Source organism: Sphingomonas sp. Leaf34, assembly GCF_001421805.1.
Taxonomy (GTDB): Bacteria; Pseudomonadota; Alphaproteobacteria; order Sphingomonadales; family Sphingomonadaceae; genus Sphingomonas.
This window is the reverse complement of sequence record NZ_LMLC01000002.1, coordinates 127,528-143,339: the sequence shown is the minus strand read 5'-3', so window position 1 is coordinate 143,339 and position 15,812 is coordinate 127,528. Positions and strand designations below refer to the sequence as shown.

General features: G+C 65.5%; 14 protein-coding genes. 6 read left to right on the top strand and 8 right to left on the bottom strand.

Annotation, left to right across the window (positions count from 1 at the left end):
* The first annotated feature begins 58 nt into the window (after positions 1-58).
* Positions 59-1,504: a glucoamylase family protein gene (locus ASF00_RS06040; protein WP_055875795.1), complete on the top strand. Its 1,446-nt coding sequence runs from the start codon at positions 59-61 to the stop codon at positions 1,502-1,504.
* A 206-nt stretch (positions 1,505-1,710) separates the two neighbouring features.
* On the opposite strand, the gene ASF00_RS06035 is transcribed toward ASF00_RS06040, so the two are convergent.
* On the bottom strand, positions 1,711-3,093 hold the full coding sequence (locus ASF00_RS06035) for a helix-turn-helix domain-containing protein (protein WP_055875793.1): 1,383 nt from the start codon (positions 3,091-3,093) through the stop codon (positions 1,711-1,713).
* A 198-nt stretch (positions 3,094-3,291) separates the two neighbouring features.
* Here ASF00_RS06035 and ASF00_RS18780 point away from each other — a divergent pair, with 198 nt between their 5' ends.
* The 3 genes from ASF00_RS18780 to ASF00_RS06025 all read left to right on the top strand — a co-directional run bounded on the left by ASF00_RS18780 (position 3,292) and on the right by ASF00_RS06025 (position 5,402).
* Positions 3,292-3,456 (top strand): hypothetical protein, encoded by a 165-nt coding sequence (locus tag ASF00_RS18780; protein WP_200910134.1) that lies wholly within the window; start codon positions 3,292-3,294, stop codon positions 3,454-3,456.
* A gap of 165 nt (positions 3,457-3,621) precedes the next feature.
* A complete protein-coding gene (locus tag ASF00_RS06030; RefSeq protein ID WP_055875790.1) occupies positions 3,622-4,608 on the top strand; it encodes a cation diffusion facilitator family transporter in 987 nt (328 codons plus the stop codon).
* Between the two features lie 56 nt (positions 4,609-4,664).
* Entirely contained in the window at positions 4,665-5,402 is a 738-nt protein-coding gene (locus ASF00_RS06025) for a hypothetical protein (RefSeq protein WP_156348204.1), read from the top strand.
* A 29-nt stretch (positions 5,403-5,431) separates the two neighbouring features.
* On the opposite strand, the gene ASF00_RS06020 is transcribed toward ASF00_RS06025, so the two are convergent.
* Positions 5,432-6,007: a DUF4893 domain-containing protein gene (locus ASF00_RS06020; RefSeq protein WP_235525644.1), complete on the bottom strand. Its 576-nt coding sequence runs from the start codon at positions 6,005-6,007 to the stop codon at positions 5,432-5,434.
* 152 nt (positions 6,008-6,159) lie between these two features.
* Positions 6,160-6,945: a 3-hydroxybutyrate dehydrogenase gene (locus ASF00_RS06015; protein ID WP_055875784.1), complete on the bottom strand. Its 786-nt coding sequence runs from the start codon at positions 6,943-6,945 to the stop codon at positions 6,160-6,162.
* A gap of 102 nt (positions 6,946-7,047) precedes the next feature.
* On the opposite strand from ASF00_RS06015, the gene ypfJ reads away from it, so the two are divergent.
* On the top strand, positions 7,048-7,965 hold the full coding sequence (ypfJ, locus tag ASF00_RS06010; RefSeq protein ID WP_055875781.1) for a KPN_02809 family neutral zinc metallopeptidase: 918 nt from the start codon (positions 7,048-7,050) through the stop codon (positions 7,963-7,965).
* 255 nt (positions 7,966-8,220) lie between these two features.
* On the opposite strand, the gene ASF00_RS06005 is transcribed toward ypfJ, so the two are convergent.
* From ASF00_RS06005 to ASF00_RS05985, 5 genes are all read right to left on the bottom strand, one after another.
* Positions 8,221-8,502 carry a DUF427 domain-containing protein gene (locus tag ASF00_RS06005; protein ID WP_055875778.1) on the bottom strand — a complete coding sequence of 94 codons (282 nt, stop codon included), beginning with the start codon at positions 8,500-8,502 and terminating at the stop codon, positions 8,221-8,223.
* A gap of 11 nt (positions 8,503-8,513) precedes the next feature.
* A complete protein-coding gene (locus tag ASF00_RS06000) occupies positions 8,514-8,870 on the bottom strand; it encodes an ArsC family reductase (protein ID WP_055875775.1) in 357 nt (118 codons plus the stop codon).
* A gap of 165 nt (positions 8,871-9,035) precedes the next feature.
* The gene (gene glpD, locus ASF00_RS05995; protein WP_055875773.1) at positions 9,036-10,526 is read right to left on the bottom strand and encodes a glycerol-3-phosphate dehydrogenase; all 1,491 of its coding nucleotides are present in this window, start codon (positions 10,524-10,526) and stop codon (positions 9,036-9,038) included.
* Entirely contained in the window at positions 10,523-12,010 is a 1,488-nt protein-coding gene (glpK, locus tag ASF00_RS05990; protein WP_082463249.1) for a glycerol kinase GlpK, read from the bottom strand. The genes glpD and glpK overlap by 4 nt, the downstream gene beginning before the upstream one ends.
* A 49-nt stretch (positions 12,011-12,059) precedes the next feature.
* Positions 12,060-12,869, bottom strand: a complete 810-nt coding sequence (locus ASF00_RS05985; protein WP_082463248.1) for an MIP/aquaporin family protein — start codon at positions 12,867-12,869, stop codon at positions 12,060-12,062.
* A 684-nt stretch (positions 12,870-13,553) separates the two neighbouring features.
* Between ASF00_RS05985 and ASF00_RS05980 the strand changes: the two genes are divergently transcribed.
* Complete coding sequence (locus tag ASF00_RS05980) at positions 13,554-15,455, top strand: alpha-amylase family glycosyl hydrolase (RefSeq protein WP_055875771.1); 1,902 nt, start codon at positions 13,554-13,556, stop codon at positions 15,453-15,455.
* The last annotated feature ends 357 nt before the right edge of the window (positions 15,456-15,812 follow it).

Here is a 15,812-nt window from a genome sequence, read left to right as displayed (position 1 = left end):
CGGGCCGCAGCCCGGCTGCGTCCCGCGTCCTCTCGCGTATCAGTAACCAAAGGACGTCATGATCGATCGTAGGCAGGTGCTGGGCCACACGACGCTGGGCCTGGCGGGACTCATGGCCGGCTGTGCCGTGCCTTCGCGCATCCGGCTCGGCGGCCCGACCGGCAGTACCGGGAGCAGCAGCGGCACCGCGTTGCCCACCGCGCTGCTCGCCGACCTTCACCAGCGTAGTTTCCGGTTCTTCTGGGAAACGACGGACCCGGCGACCGGATTGGCGCCGGATCGCTGGCCGACGCCGTCGTTCGCGTCGATCGCCGCGGTCGGGTTCGCGCTCACCGCCTATCCGATCGGCGTGGTCAATGGCTGGATCACCCGCGACGAGGCGCGCACGCGGACGCTTGCCACGCTCGAATTCTTCGCCGCCGCACCGCAAGGCGACAGCAAGAGCGACGATAGCGGCTATAAGGGGCTGTTCTATCATTTCCTCGGCACAACCAAGGGCCACCGGTTCGCGCGCGCGGAACTGTCGACGATCGACACCGCGCTGCTGATTGGCGGCGTGCTGTTCGCACAGAGCTGGTTCGATGCGGATCACCCGGGCGAGCTTCGGATTCGCACGCTGGCGGACCAGCTCTATGCCGCGATCGACTGGAACTGGATCATGCCGCGGCCGCCATTCCTGTCGATGGGGTGGCACCCGGAAAGCGGGTTCATCCCGCACGACTGGAACACCTATAACGAGGCGCTGCTCTTGTACGTGCTGGCGCTGGGATCGCCGACACATGCGTTGCCGGCAGAAACCTGGGACGCGTGGACCGATCGCTTCGACACGCAGTGGACCGACCGATGGGGCGAGCCGCACGTCCATTTCTCGCCGCTGTTCGTGCATCAATACAGCCATTGCTGGATCGACTTCCGCGGCATCCGCGATCGCTACATGGCGAAGAAGGGCATCGATTATTTCGAGAACAGCCGCCGCGCCGTGCGTGCGCAACGGGCCTATGCGATCGCCAATCCGGGCGGGTGGACGGGCTATGGTCCCGACGTCTGGGGCCTGACCGCGTGCGACGGCCCGGGTGACTTCACCGCCGACATCGGCGGCCGCAAGCGCGAGTTCTTCAGCTATTCCGCACGCGGGCCGGACGACCGCGACGACGGCACGCTGGCGCCGACCGCCGCGGCCGCGTCGATCGCGTTCGAGCCCGAACTGGCACGCCGCGCAATCGAGACGATGCATGGCCGCTACGGCGCGCAGATTTACGGCAAATACGGCTTTCTCGATTCGTTCAACCCGACGTTGATCACGCCATCCGCACCGTTGAAGCATGGCAGCATCGATCCGAAGATGGGCTGGGTCGACGGCGATTATCTTGGCATCGACCAGGGGGCGATCGTCGTGATGATGGAAAACTGGCGGACCGGGCTGGTCTGGTCGACGATGCAGCGCAACCCGCATATCCGTCGCGGGCTGCAACGCGCGGGCTTCACGGGCGGTTGGCTGGCCTGATCGTCCGGAGCAGACGCTCGATCCGACCCTAAACATGCTGAGCAAAAGGACGGATCGAGCATCCTCTTGACCCCCCATCGAGATCGGGGGCGAGGCGGCGGGCCAGCGAGGGAACGCACAGGCTCACCGCGTACAAAGGTACGTATCAATCGCCCCTTAAGCTTCGCCTTGACGTATGTTTATTTATTTGAGGCCCATCCCCGGCTTCAGTCACCCGCGAAGGTCAATGCGGACGTCCGCCGCTCACGGTCGTTGATCAGCAGCGCGCGTCCGGCGGGCGCGATCGACCGCTGCGGGCAATCGCTGCGGAAGCAGGCCCGGCAGCCCAGACCGATCGGCATCGCCCTGCCCGCGAGATCAAGGCCACTCGCGGCAGCCAGCACACCCGCTTGCGATGCCGCGACGCCGAGCCCGATCGCAAACTCGGCATGGACCTCGCCGAAGCGGCTCCCCTGCGGCGTCACCGTCCGCGCCATCGTCAGCCAGCGCGCGCCGTCTTCGAGTTCGACAAGCTGGACCATCAGACTGCCCGGTCGGTCGAACGCGTGGTGCAGGCGCCACAGCGGACAGCGCCCGTCCGCTTCGACCAGCGTCGCGCTGCTCGCGCCGGGATAGCGTTTCGATGCCTGCCCCGCGCGGTCGATCCGGATCATGAAGAAGGACAGCCCGCGCGCGCCGACCCGTTGCAACGTCGTCAGCCGGTGCGCGACCTGCTCGAACCCCGCGCCGAACCGGCGTTGCAGCAGTTCGATGTCGTAGCCCGTGGTTTCGCACCCGCGCAGGAACCGTGCATAAGGCATCATCAGCGCGGCGGCAAAATAGCCGAGCAGATGGCGGCGATAGAGCCGTTCCGCCGCGCGATCGGTAAAGCCGGCCCCGACCGCCAGCGCGTCAATCTCGGCCTTCGCCTCGATCTGCCCGAGCTGGAACGCGACCGCGAACGTCCGCGAGGCGGGGTCGAGCATCTCGCTCAATTGAAGCTGGCGGGCATGAAGATCGAGCCGGCGGAGCGTGTCGGGCAACACATCGGCGGGCAGGACGCGGATCGTCAGGCCATGCTTCGCGCGCAGCCGCTCGGCAATCGCGCCGTAGAGATCGCCCGCGCCCAGCCGCAGTTCGTCCGCCAGCGCCTCCGCCGCCGCGTCGAGATCGGCAAAGTGGTTCCGCCAGCGTTCGATCTCGCGGCGGACAAGCGTGACCGGATCGTCGCCCGCCTCGACCGCGGCACCGCCGCCGATCCGGTCGAACACCCGCGCAAACGCGGCCGCGCCGCCGGGCGCGCTGGCAAGCCATTCCTCGACTTCGTTGCGGTCGATCTCGAGATCGGCGAACATCGGATCCGCCAGCCGCCGCCGGATCGCATCCGCACCGCCGCCCGGCTCGGCCGCGGTCAGCGCGCGCGGGTCGAAGTCGAAGCTCTCCGCTAACTTGATCAGCAACGTTGCCGAGATCGGCCGCTGGTTGCGCTCGACGAGGTTGAGGTAGCTCGGGCTGATCGCGAGCATGTCGGCCATCGCCGCCTGCGTCAGCCCTGCGCCGCGCCGCAAACGACGGATCGCGTGTCCCGCCAGCAATTTACGTTCCGCCATCGCAAACCCTCCTGTCACGATGTTTACAGATCGACACGTCAGGTGCAAGCGCCACGGACATCGCGACGCTGGAGCATGACGGTAGTGCGTTCCAACCCAACGAAAATGTCCGCTATGAACTGTGCATCGCCTTTCTCGATACAGCCACTCTGTAAAGAGAGAGACAAGATCATCGATCACCATCGAAGGAGGCAAGCCATGCAGACGACCACCGAACAACCTCGCGCCCGCGCCGTCTTTTCGACCAACGATTTCGCGCTGATGAAGGAGGTGCTTGGCGAGATGATCAGCCGCACCTCGATCGACGACGCGCGGCTGACGCGGATGAGTGCGCTGTACCACCGCCTCGGCCGACTCGGCTGACGCTGCCAGTTTCCTGGGGAGGAAAGGCGCCCGCCGGTGGTTCGTCCACCGGCGGACATCCCTGTTCTACGGACCCGTGCTCGTCGGCAAGGGGCGCAGGCACTTTCGCCAACCTGTTGCGAAGCCACCCCTTTCCAACCGCCCTCCCTCGTGTAGGACGGCGGCATGGCCAAGACACTGACCGCTCGCATCAAGGACGACATCGTCCTCTACGGTGCCCTCGCCGCCAATCTTGGGATCGGCGTGGCTAAATTCGTTGCCGCCGGGATGACCGGTTCGTCGTCGATGCTGACCGAAGGCGTCCATTCGGTGGTCGACAGCGGCAATCAGGTCCTGCTGCTCTACGGGCAGAAAAAGGCCAAGCGCCCCGCCGATGACGCGCATCCGTTCGGCTATGGTCGCGAACTCTATTTCTGGGCATTCGTCGTCGCGATCCTGATCTTCGCGATCGGCGCGGGCGTGTCGATCTTCGAGGGCTGGCGCCATATCCGCGAACCCGAGCCGATGACCAGCCCGACCGTTGCCTATGTCGTGCTGGCGATCTCGTTCGCGCTCGAGGGCAGCAGTTGGACGATCGCGATGCGGGAATTCGCCAAGGCCAAGGGTGATCTTGGCTGGTGGGACGCGATTCATCGGTCGAAGGACCCGGCCGGGTTCATCGTATTGTTCGAGGATTCGGCCGCGCTGGCCGGACTCGTGATCGCCGGAATCGGCATCTGGGCCAGCCATGCGTTCAACCAGCCCTGGATCGATGGCGCCGCCTCGATCGCGATCGGTGTGATCCTCGCGATGGTCGCGGTCCTGCTCGCTCGTGAGTCGAAGGGCCTGTTGATCGGCGAGCGCGCCGACCCGGCGGTGATCGCGACGATCCGCACAATCGTCGCCGCGCATCCCGCGATCGTCTCGGTGAACCATGTCCGCACGATCCATACCGCCCCAGAAAGCATCTTTGCAGCGATCAGCGCGGACTTCGACGATTCGGTGACGATGGGCGACGGCGAGACCATGATCGAGGCGATGGAAACCGAATTGCGCGCCGCGGTCCCGACCCTGTCGTCGATCTACATCAGGCCCGAGAAGCGCGAGAACGCCGTCCTCGCCCCGGCGCACTCGGCGCGCGCTGCGGATGGAGAGAATACCGCGCCGAACTGATCAAAATCAGCACCAAGACACTGGCAACGCTCGACATTTATTAATAATGGCGGGTCATGAACTCGCTGCTGCGCTTTGTCGCCCTGCTCGCCCTGTGTCTCGGATGTGTCCAACCTGCCCAGGCAGCGGTCACCATTACCTTCTGGAGCCATGAGCTTGGCAACAGCTTTCCGCATGCGTTTTTCACGTTGCGCGGCGTCGCCGACGCCGGTGGCGCGCCCGTCGATGCGAACTTCGGCTTTACCGCCAAGTCGCTGACGCCTGCGCTGTTGTTCAAGCCGGTCGCCGGCAAGCTCGATATTGCCACGCCCTTCTACATCAAGGGCAGCGATGCGCAGTTCTCGGTGGTCATGACCGGTGCGCAATATACCGCGATACTTGGGTTGGTCGACGCATGGAGCGAAGGCAAGCCCGACAGCGTCTATCGCGTCGCCGACCATAATTGCGTCACCTTCGTCAAAGAGGCGGCACGACTGGTGGGGCTATCGGCGCTCGATCAACCCGGTCTGATGAAGAAACCGCGTTCATATCTGAAGGCAGTGGAGGCGGGGAACGCGGGGCGGGTCATTCCGGTCGGGTTGCACGGTAACGCGTATCTGGCGAGCCTAGGCCCGATCACGTCGACTCCGTCGCCCGTGACGTCGCCCGTGACGGCGCCCGCCGTGTCGGGGGCTGCCGCATCTGATCCCGCCGCACTGGGTTCCGCCACGCCGGGATTCGCCGCGGCTGCGCCCGATGCGTCGGGAATGCCGCCTGTGACCACGCCGTCGCCCTTGGCCGCTGCGCCGCTCTAGAGCGGAGCGCATGGTCGCCGGCGCGCGCTTTACGTCGCTGGCACCAGCTCGACCACATCGAGCAACGATTCAAACCGCGGATAGGGCAACACGACGCGCCACCGCTGCGCGCCGATCCGTTCGATGAGCCCCGCCATGTCGCGGTTCGCGTCATGCCCATACCGCATTGCGCGCGTCTCATCGCCGAGTTCCATCGTCCCGAGAAAGATGGCACGCGACGTGGTGTCGGCGAAGATCGTCCCCACCGGCCGCTGCGATCCGTCGAGCTTGACGAGGCTTACTACCGCCTCGCCGCCGGCGGTACCGATCCGGCATGCGAACCATCCCGATGCCGTGAAGGTCGGCCCGATACCGGCCCGCGCGCCCAACTTATAGGTGCGACACCGATACGGCCCCGCCGGCGGCAGCGGATTGACCATCGAACGATCGGGATTGAACAGCGCGGGGTCCTGCACGATCTCCAGCGGATCGACCTGCGCGAGTGCCGCGATCCATGCGCCGCGCCATCCGCGTATCCGCCCACGATCCGCAGAGGTCGCGACGCTGCGCCAATCGACATCGACGTCCGCGCGATCGCGCACGGGTGCCGCCGCCGCGGCCCGCATCCCACTTACGCCTCCCCCAACGGCCAATATGATCATCCATAGCGCCGTGCCGAACGGGGTCCGTATCGTCGACTGTCGCAGTGTTGGGGCTGTTGCCAGGCGGGTATCGCGTCGAGTGCTGGTGGGTTTGGCGATGGGGGCGCGGGCTTGGGTCACGCTGCGGTCCAGCCGCCGTCCATCGATAGGTTGGCGCCGGTGATCGCCTTGGCCTCGTCGCGACACAGAAACAGTGCGAATGCGGCAACCTGTTCAGGGGTGACGAATTCCTTGGTTGGTTGCGCCGCGAGCAGGACGTCGTTCATGACCTGATCGCGCGTCAGGCCGCGTGCCGCCATCGTGTCGGGAATTTGATTCTCGACCAGTGGCGTCCAGACATAGCCGGGCGAGATGCAGTTGACGGTGATGCCGTCTGTCGCGGTTTCCAGCGCGATGGTCTTGGTCAGCCCGGCGATCGCGTGCTTTGCCATGACGTAGGCGGACTTGTTCGGGCTCGCGACCAGCGAATGCGCGGACGCGGTAGAGATGATCCGCCCCCATCCGCTCTGGCGCATCAGCGGGACGGCAGCGCGCATCATGTGCCACGCGGACGACAGGTTGATCGCGATGATCGCGTCGAACCGGTCGATCGGGAAGTCGGCGATCCCGGCGACGTGCTGGATGCCCGCGTTGTTGACGACGATGTCGACGCTGCCGGTCTCGGACGCGGCGCGCGCGACCATCGCAGCGATCTCGTCGGGCTTCGTCATGTCGGCCGGATCGTACAGCGCTACCGCACCGCTGGTCCGCGCCAGTGCCGCGCGATCGGCCTCGATCGCCGCGGCGTCGCCGAAGCCGTTGAGCACCACCGCGGCGCCTTCGGCTGCAAACGCCTTGGCATAGGCCAGTCCGATCCCCGATGTGGATCCGGTGATGACCGCGGTCTTGCCTTTCAGGAACATGCGCACTCCCCATCGCTTTGGCGCAGCTGATCGAGCTGCCGTGCAACTCTAGCGCCACCTTGCGCATTTCGTTCCCAAGCAGAAACGAAAAGGGGCATTTTCATGCGGCTCGACGATTACGATCCGAACATTAACGTCGAGGACCAGCGCGGCTCGGGCGGCGGCGGCGGCGGCGGCTTCGGCGGTGGCGGCGGACTGTTGATGGGCCTGTTGCCGATGATCGGCAGCCGCTTTGGGTGCGGCGGCATCGTCGTCGTGTTGATCCTGATGGCGGTCTTCGGTGGCATGGGCGGGCTCGGCGGCCTGCTCGGTGGCGGCCAGTCCTCCGCCCCGACCACGCAGAGCGGGTCGCCGCGCGCGGGCACCGACACGACGTCGAGCTGCAACCTGACGCCCGAGAGCAAGGCCGCGTGCAACGCGTTCAGCTCGGCCGACAACACCTGGGAAGCGATCTTCCAGAAAAACGGCCAGCGTTTCGAAGCGCCCAAGCTCGTCTTCTTCGACGGCAACGGCCAGTCGGGTTGCGGCGCGGCGCAGTCGGCGATGGGGCCGTTCTATTGCCCGACCGACCAGGGCATCTATCTCGACACCAGCTTCTTCAACGAGCTCTCGACACGGTTCAAGGCCAATGGCGACTTCGCGCAGGATTACGTGATCGCGCATGAGTTCGGCCATCACATCCAGAAGCTGCTCGGCACCAACGCGCAAGTCCAGCAGGCGCAGCGTCAGGCCAGCGAGACCGAGGGCAATGCGCTGTCGGTCCGGCTGGAACTACAGGCCGACTGCTATGCAGGCGTCTGGGCGGCGGCGAACCGGTCGCGGCTCGAGGCGGGCGATATCGAGGAGGGCATGACCGCGGCGCAGGCGATCGGCGACGATACGCTGCAGAAGCAATCGCAGGGTCGCGTGGTGCCCGACAGCTTCACACACGGCTCGTCGGCGCAACGCCAGTCGTGGCTGAAGCGCGGTCTGGACAGTGGCGACCCCGCGCAGTGCGACACGTTCTCGGGCGCGATCTGACTGCAACGCCGCCCCCGCCTCGGCGGGGCGGTTAGCCTTGGTCGATCGGGAAGGAGAAGCGGGTAGGCTTTTCGCGCGTTGTGTCCCCGTGACTTTGCGCCCCCGGTCGCAAGGCAAAGACTTTCAGCGCGTATTCGCCATGACCGGTGCGATACCGCCGCGAGCGCTGATCCCCCCTTCCAAGACTCGCTATACCTGATGATGGGCGCCTCGCGAAATTCGTCCGAAGGACGACACATCACGAGGCTGCACACCTTAGCGGACCGACACACCCTTCCAGAAAGCGTACCGTCCCTTGATCTCGGCGGCGGCGGGCTTGGGATCGGGATAATACCAGATCGCATCGACGTTGCGCTTCCCGTCGACGACCAGCGTCTTGTAGTGCGCCACGCCCTTCCAGGGGCAGCTCGACTGCGTCGCACTATCCTCCAGCAGTGCCGGATCAACGCTGTCCGCGGGGAAATACGGGTTGCCCTCGACGACGACGGTATCGTCCGAGCGTGCGATCTCTTGGCCGTTCCATGTCGCAACAGGCATGCCGATCTCCTTCAGCCGTTCCCCAGTCCCACCGCCTCATACCGCTTTGGATCGAAGCCGGCCAGCAGCGTCTCGCCCGTGTCGAGGATCGGGCGCTTGATCATCGAGGGTTGCGCCAGCATCAGCGCGATCGCCGTGCTGGCGTCCAGGTCGACACGGTCGGCTTCGGGAAGTTTGCGGAACGTGGTGCCCGCGCGGTTGAGCACGGTTTCCCACCCCAGCGTTTCCACCCAGTGCCGCACCAGCGCCGCGTCGGCACCGGTCTTTTTGTAATCGTGGAAGACATAGGAGACGCCGTGGTCGTCGAGCCACCGCCGCGCCTTCTTCATCGTGTCGCAATTGGCAATGCCGTATAGTTGAACCGTCACGCGTTCGTCCCTTGCAGTGCTACGGCGTCGCCCTACCCCGGGCTGTGCGCCGAGGAGAACTGATGCCAGCGCGAAACTGTGCCATCGCCGATGTCATGGCGTTCCCGATCTTTGCTCCAGATTGATGGCTTCGACCGCCCCCTTGGCTCTTCGCAAGAAGATCGCTCAGACCGTAACGATGCCCGATCTTTTCAGATATGCCGCCACCGCGTCGCGCAGCGTTTCGCCGCCGTGGATGCCGAGCTTGGTCCGCCGCCACAGGATGTCGTCGACCGACCGCGCCCATTCCTTCGCGACGAGATAGTCGACTTCGCGGGTCGACAGGCCGTCGCCGAGATCCTCGATACTGGTCGCATCCCCCATCACGTCGCCGATCCGCGTGCCATAAGCGTGCGTCATGCGAAGTGCCGTGGCATCGCCGAGGAACGGCCAACGCCTCGCAACCGTATCCGCGAACGCGGCGATCCCGCCGGGCGGCACGTCCCCGCCGGGGAGCGGTGCGTCGGCGGTCCATTGCGGCCCCATCGGCGGGAGGAACGGTGCCAGTTCGTCCAAGGCGTGTTCGGACAGCCGGCGATAGGTCGTGATCTTGCCGCCGAATGCGGACAGGATCTGCGGGCTTTCACGCGTGCCGAGCTTCAGAACATAGTCGCGCGTGACCTCGGATGCGTTCGCGTTGCCGTCGTCGAACAGCGGCCGCACGCCCGAATAGCTCGTGACCACGTCGGCGGGCGCGGTCTGCCGCGTGAAATAGCGGTTCACGCTGGCGCACAGATACTCGGTCTCGTCGGGATCGATCGTCGGCGCGGAGGGGTCACCGTCGAACGGCTTGTCGGTGGTGCCGACCAGCGTCAGGTCGCCCTGATACGGGATCGCGAAGATCACGCGTTTGTCGGCGTTCTGGAGGATGAAGGCATGGTCGCCCGCGAACAGCTGCGGCACGACGATGTGGCTGCCCTTGACCAGCCGCGGTGGGCGCTCGTGCTGGGCTTCGGGCATGTCACCGAGGACCTGACCGACCCAGGGGCCCGACGTGTTGGCGATCGCACGCGCGCGGACGATGCTGCCATCGCCCAGTCGGCACGCCCAATGGTCGGCTTCGCGCGTCGCCCCTTCGAACTTCACGTGCGTGCGGATATCGGCGCCGCGTTCGGCCGCGTCGAGCGCGTTCAGCACGACCAGCCGCGCATCGTCGACCCAGCCGTCCGAATAGACGAAACCGCGCCGGACCGGCTTCAGTCCCCGGCCCCAGTCGGTGCGATCGAGCCGGACACCGATCGACTTGGGCAGCCGGCTGCGACCGCCGATGTTATCGTACAGGAGAAGGCCGATACGGATCAGCCACGCGGGCCTCATGCCCTTGGCCAGCGGCATCACGAACCGCATGCCACGGATCAGATGCGGTGCGATGTCGAGCAGTTTTTCGCGCTCTTCGAGCGCTTCGCGGACCAGTCGGAATTCGTACATCTCAAGATAGCGCAGACCGCCATGGATCAGCTTCGAGCTTGCCGACGACGTATGCGCGGCCAGGTCGTCTTGCTCGACCAGCATGACCTTCAGCCCGCGACCGGCTGCATCGCGGGCGATCCCGGTGCCGTTGACGCCCCCGCCGATGACGAGGAGGTCGACCTCGTGATGCGTGTCGTGCTCGCTCATGCCGTCTTCCTAGAACGTGTTCGATCCACGGCGTCCTGCCATCCGGCCATCAACGCAGTCCGCTCCTTGGTGTTCATCCCGGGCTCGAAAATGCGGTCTTCCTTCCAGGTGGCCGCAATATCGTCGGGGCCGTTCCAGATCCCAACCGCCATGCCGGCGAGGAAGGCGGCCCCGGCTGCAGTCGTCTCGATATTGGCGGGGCGGACGACGTCGGTGTCGAGCATGTTGGCGAGGAACTGGCAGAACCAATCGTTCGCCGCCATGCCGCCATCGACGCGGATCTGCCGCGCATCGCGCGCGCCGTCGGCGACCATCGCGTTCATCAGGTCGGCCGTCTGGTAGGCAACCGATTCCAGCGCAGCGCGAGCGATGTGGGATCCGGTCGCGGCGAAGGTGAGCCCGGTGATGCTCGCGCGCGCATCGGGGTCCCAGTGTGGTGCGCCGAGGCCGACGAACCCGGGCACCATGTAGACGCCCCCGTTGCCGTCGAGCTTGGTCGCCATGTCGTCGGTATCCGCCGCGCGGTTGATCAGGCCAAGTCCGTCGCGCAGCCATTTGACCGCCGCGCCGGCGACAAAGATCGAGCCCTCGAGCGCATACGTGATCTCGCCGTCGAGCTGATAGGCTATCGTCGTCAGCATACCGTTCTTGCTCGTCACCGCCTCCTTGCCGGTGTTGAGCAGGACGAAACAGCCGGTGCCGTAGGTCGATTTGGCGTCACCACGCTGGAAACAGGCCTGACCGACGACGGCGGCCTGCTGGTCACCCGCCATGCCGCCGATCGGCACCGCCCTGCCGAGCAGGTCGGACGTGGTCTCGCCAAAGATCGTGCTGTTGTTCTTGACCTCGGGGAGCAAGCTCTCGGGGATGTCGAGCATGCGCAGCATGTCCGGATCCCAGGCCCCCTTGTGGATGTCGAACAGCAAGGTGCGCGAGGCGTTGGACGCGTCCGTTGCATGAACCTTCCCGCCGGTCAGCCGCCACAGCAGGAAGCTGTCGATCGTCCCGAATGCGAGTTCGCCGCGGTCGGCACGGGCGCGGACGCCATCGACGTTGTCGAGGATCCATTTGAGCTTGGTGCCCGAGAAATAAGGATCCAGGATCAACCCGGTCCGCTCGCGCACCAGCGGCTCGTTGCCGTCGGCTTTCAACGCCGCGCAGAGCTTGGCGGTGCGCCGGTCCTGCCAGACGATCGCGTTATGGACGGGCTCGCCCGTCCTGCGATCCCATACCACCACCGTCTCACGCTGGTTGGTGATGCCGATCGCGGCGACCTTGCCGCCATCCGCCGCCGCTGCGTCCTTGAGTGTCGCCACGGTGTCGCGCCAGATGTCCTCGGCGTCATGCTCGACCCAGCCCGATTGGGGATAATGCTGCGCGAATTCGCGGCGCACGGTCTCCCGCGGCACGCCGTCGGTGCCGAAGGTCATGCTCCTCGTCGAGGTCGTGCCCTGGTCTATCGCCAGGATGATGGTGTCGGTCACGCCTTACTCTCCTTGATATCTTTGCGCGCGTCAGCCTTGCGGGACGTCTTCATTGGGGACCGGCTAGCGGCCTGTTGCGCGGCAGGAACGGGCGAATCAGCAGATGTTGCAGTCCGCCGCCGATCACCGCCCCGATCAATGGTCCCGCGATCGGCACCCACCAGTAATTGCCGACGCCGGGAAACGCCGCCGCGTCCCATCCCATAAGCCACGCGAAACTCCGCGGGCCTAGGTCGCGCGCCGGGTTGATCGCCCATGCTTCCAGATACCCCGCCGACGCACCGATCACCGCGACCAGAAGCCCGATGACGATCGCCCCGAAATTGGCTTGCGGCGCCATGGTGTTGAACTCGTCGGTGATCGCGAAGATCCCGAAGATCAGGATCGCGGTCAGGATGATCTCGTCGACGAACGCCTTCATCGGCGTCACCGCGAGCCCCGGCGCCGTGAAGAACACGCCCGCCGCACCGCCGCCCGCCCGCGTCAGGTGCTGCGTCGCGTTGAAGTGGTCGATCACGGTGTAATACAGCGCGTAGACGATCGCCGCGCCGAGAAATGCGCCGACGAGTTGCGCGCACCAATAGGGCAGCACCTTCTTCCACGCGAACCCGCGGTACAGCGCCAGCGCGAGCGTCACGCCCGGATTGGCATGCGTCCCCGATACTGCACCGGTGACGTAGATCGAGATCGACACCGCCATGCCCCAGGTGATGCACACGCCCCAATAGGCGGTCTTGTACGGGCTCGGATCGTACAGCGTGTACATCGCGGCGACCGACAGGCCGAACGTCATGACGATGCAGATCGCCACCGCCTCGGAGATCAGCTCGCCGAGAAAGGCTTTCCGTGACGGGGTCAAGACGGCGTCACGACGATGGCGACGAATGCGGTAAGCGGTGAACCGTGCACGGCATACTCCACTTCAATTTCGGGCGAAACGCGCCGGACGCGCGCAGCATCGGTACAGCTGAAAGCAGACGCAAGCATTTTTAAGCTGCACACCCGCCAGCGTCGTTCCCGCCGATCGGTGAGGCGACGCGGTTTGCGGCGCGGCGCGCGGATGTCGCGGTCCGCCGATAACCGATCCGTACAGATGCGCCCGGAAGACACACGATGATGAGGAGCCCAGATGCCGCCCAGGCGGCTGCGAGGCCGTGAGTGGGTTGCATGCGGACGGCGTTCGCACCGAATGGCGCCCGCATCGTCTGCCGCCACGACCGCACCGCCGCACGACACCGCCGACGTCGTCGTTACCGGCGCGCGCCGATCACTCTATCGCGCGATCGGTTTCGCGTGGTCGCCGGTTTCGACGCTCCGAGCACACCCTGTAACAACGTGATTCCGCTCATGACCGGTTCCGCACGTGGCATTGCCGGTCGCTGCCTGTTCGGTCCGATCACGACGCTGCGATCGCAAGGGCGCGCCGTACCATCGGGACAGAATACGTATGTGACCGGGTTGGTGTCGCCGTCGCCAGCCGGCAAGATACCGCCCGAACGTGGCCGTCGACAGACCGGCGAAGCTGCGACGTTCGGGAGGATCTATGTCGAAGCTTGCCACCGGAACAGCGCTCGCGCTGCTGTTCGCCGCGTCTGCCGCCGCCGCGCAGATCCCCGTTCGGACTCCCGTGCATACCACGGTCCAGTCGAGCGCCCGATCAGGGTCCCAGCCCGGCGTTCAGTCGGCCACACATGCCGACGACTACCGCGCACGGTTGCCGCAGGACGAGGTCATATATTTCCTTCTGCCCGACCGGTTCGAGAACGGCGACGTTTCCAATGATCGCGGCGGACTGTCCGGCGGGCCCTTGGTCACCGGCTTCGATCCTGCCGCGAAAGGCTTTTACCACGGTGGCGACCTCAAGGGACTGACCAAGCGGCTTGACTATATTCAGTCGCTCGGCACCACCGCGATCTGGGTCGGCCCGATTTTCAAGAACAAGCCCGTGCAGGGCGGTCCCGGCCGGCAGTCGGCGGGTTATCACGGCTATTGGATCACCAACTTCACGCAGGTCGATCCGCATCTCGGCACCAACGCCGACTTCGCCGCGCTCGTCGCGGCTGCGCATGGCCGCGGGATGAAGGTGTATATGGACATCATCGTCAACCACACTGCCGACGTGATCCAGTACCGCGAATGCGTCGGCAAGACCGAATGCCCGTATCGTAGCCGCGCGGACTATCCGTATCAGCGCCATCTCGGCACCGGCGGCACCGCGATCAATCCCGGCTTCCTGGGTGACGACGTCCAGACGGCCGATAATTTCGCGCGGCTCATGCGGAGCGATTATGCCTATACCCCGTTTGTGCCGGCGGGCGAGCGGACCGTAAAGGTGCCCGCCTGGCTCAACGACGTCCGCTATTATCACAACCGCGGCGACACGACCTATCGTAACGAGAGTTCGACGATGGGCGATTTCGTCGGGCTCGACGACCTGATGACGGAGGACCCGCGGGTTGTCGCGCGCATGATCGACATCTTCGGCGGCTGGATCGATCGCTATGCCGTCGACGGTTTCCGGATCGACACGGCGCGCCACGTCAACCCGGCATTCTGGGCCCAGTTCGTTCCCGCGATGACCGCCCGCGCTGCTGCAAAGGGCATCCCCAACTTCCACATCTTCGGCGAAGTGTCGGATCACGAGGTCCGCCCCGCGGTGCTCGCGCAGCACACGATCGTCGACAAGCTGCCCGCCGTGCTCGACTTCTCGTTCCGCCAGGCGGTTGTCGAGACGGTGGCGGGCTCGCGCGGCACCGAGGCTTTCGAAGCGCTGTTCGACGGCGACGCGCTGTATGCGAAAGGGTTCGACACCGCGGTGACGCTGCCGACCTTCACCGGCAATCACGACGACGGCCGGTTCGCGACATTCGTTCGGAGAGCGTTTCCGCAGGCCAGCGATACAGAGGTAATGGCGCGCGTGATGCTGGCGAACGCCATGCTGCTGACGCTGCGCGGCGTCCCGACGATCTATTCGGGAGACGAACAGGGCTTCGTCAGCGACGGCAACGACCAGGACGCGCGCGAGGACATGTTCGCGAGCAAGGTCGCTGTATATAACGACAATCGCCTGCTCGGCACGGCCAGCACGACCGCGACGGCGCATTTCGGCCATGATAACCCGCTGTTCGCCCAAACCGCGACGCTTGCCCGCCTGCGCACCGCGACCCCTGCGCTCACCCGCGGTCCGCAGACGCTGCGCGCACGCGAGGACAAGCCTGGCCTGCTTGCGATTTCGCGCTTCGATCCCGCCACCAATGCCGAAGTGTTGCTCGCGTTCAACACGGCATCGACGGCATTGACGCGGCAGGTCGAGATCGGCGTCGGCGCCGCGACGGCTACGACGTTGGCGGGCCGGGGCTGTGGCAAGGTCACCGCGCCGGGCAGCATGACCATCACGCTGCCGCCGTTGGGCTACGCGGTGTGCGCGTTACGTAAACCCGGCTGACGGCGACGCTCGCGCCAACGCACGGCCCCGTGCGCGCTAGCCGCAGGTCGCTTGCCAGCGCCCAGTATCGCGACGTGGTAAAGGCGTGACATACGTGTCGCGTTGGCAGCGCTATGCTGGTCGCTATGATCTGCAAGCGCTCGACGTTTCGGTGAAGAAACAAACGCAACCTGCGCCACAATTGCACCGATAGTGCGCTAAAAATGCAACGTCACGATACTTTTGCCGCGTCCAGCGACATTTTCGATTGTCATGCGGGAGCTAGTATGTCGCTCTGTCGCCTGATGACGGCGCATGGAATGACGCGGTCACAACTGCGCAGGGCTGATCAAAAAGCGGTTTCGATACGTCGCGGAT

What these genes read in the sequence shown, in the direction of transcription:
- ASF00_RS06040 (WP_055875795.1), top strand. Translation starts at nt 59, where the DNA reads ATGATCGATCGTAGGCAGGTGCTGGGCCACACGACGCTGGGCCTGGCG.
- ASF00_RS06035 (WP_055875793.1), bottom strand. Translation starts at nt 3,093, where the DNA reads ATGGCGGAACGTAAATTGCTGGCGGGACACGCGATCCGTCGTTTGCGG.
- ASF00_RS18780 (WP_200910134.1), top strand. Translation starts at nt 3,292, where the DNA reads ATGCAGACGACCACCGAACAACCTCGCGCCCGCGCCGTCTTTTCGACC.
- ASF00_RS06030 (WP_055875790.1), top strand. Translation starts at nt 3,622, where the DNA reads ATGGCCAAGACACTGACCGCTCGCATCAAGGACGACATCGTCCTCTAC.
- ASF00_RS06025 (WP_156348204.1), top strand. Translation starts at nt 4,665, where the DNA reads ATGAACTCGCTGCTGCGCTTTGTCGCCCTGCTCGCCCTGTGTCTCGGA.
- ASF00_RS06020 (WP_235525644.1), bottom strand. Translation starts at nt 6,007, where the DNA reads ATGCGGGCCGCGGCGGCGGCACCCGTGCGCGATCGCGCGGACGTCGAT.
- ASF00_RS06015 (WP_055875784.1), bottom strand. Translation starts at nt 6,945, where the DNA reads ATGTTCCTGAAAGGCAAGACCGCGGTCATCACCGGATCCACATCGGGG.
- ypfJ (WP_055875781.1), top strand. Translation starts at nt 7,048, where the DNA reads ATGCGGCTCGACGATTACGATCCGAACATTAACGTCGAGGACCAGCGC.
- ASF00_RS06005 (WP_055875778.1), bottom strand. Translation starts at nt 8,502, where the DNA reads ATGCCTGTTGCGACATGGAACGGCCAAGAGATCGCACGCTCGGACGAT.
- glpD (WP_055875773.1), bottom strand. Translation starts at nt 10,526, where the DNA reads ATGAGCGAGCACGACACGCATCACGAGGTCGACCTCCTCGTCATCGGC.
- ASF00_RS05980 (WP_055875771.1), top strand. Translation starts at nt 13,554, where the DNA reads ATGTCGAAGCTTGCCACCGGAACAGCGCTCGCGCTGCTGTTCGCCGCG.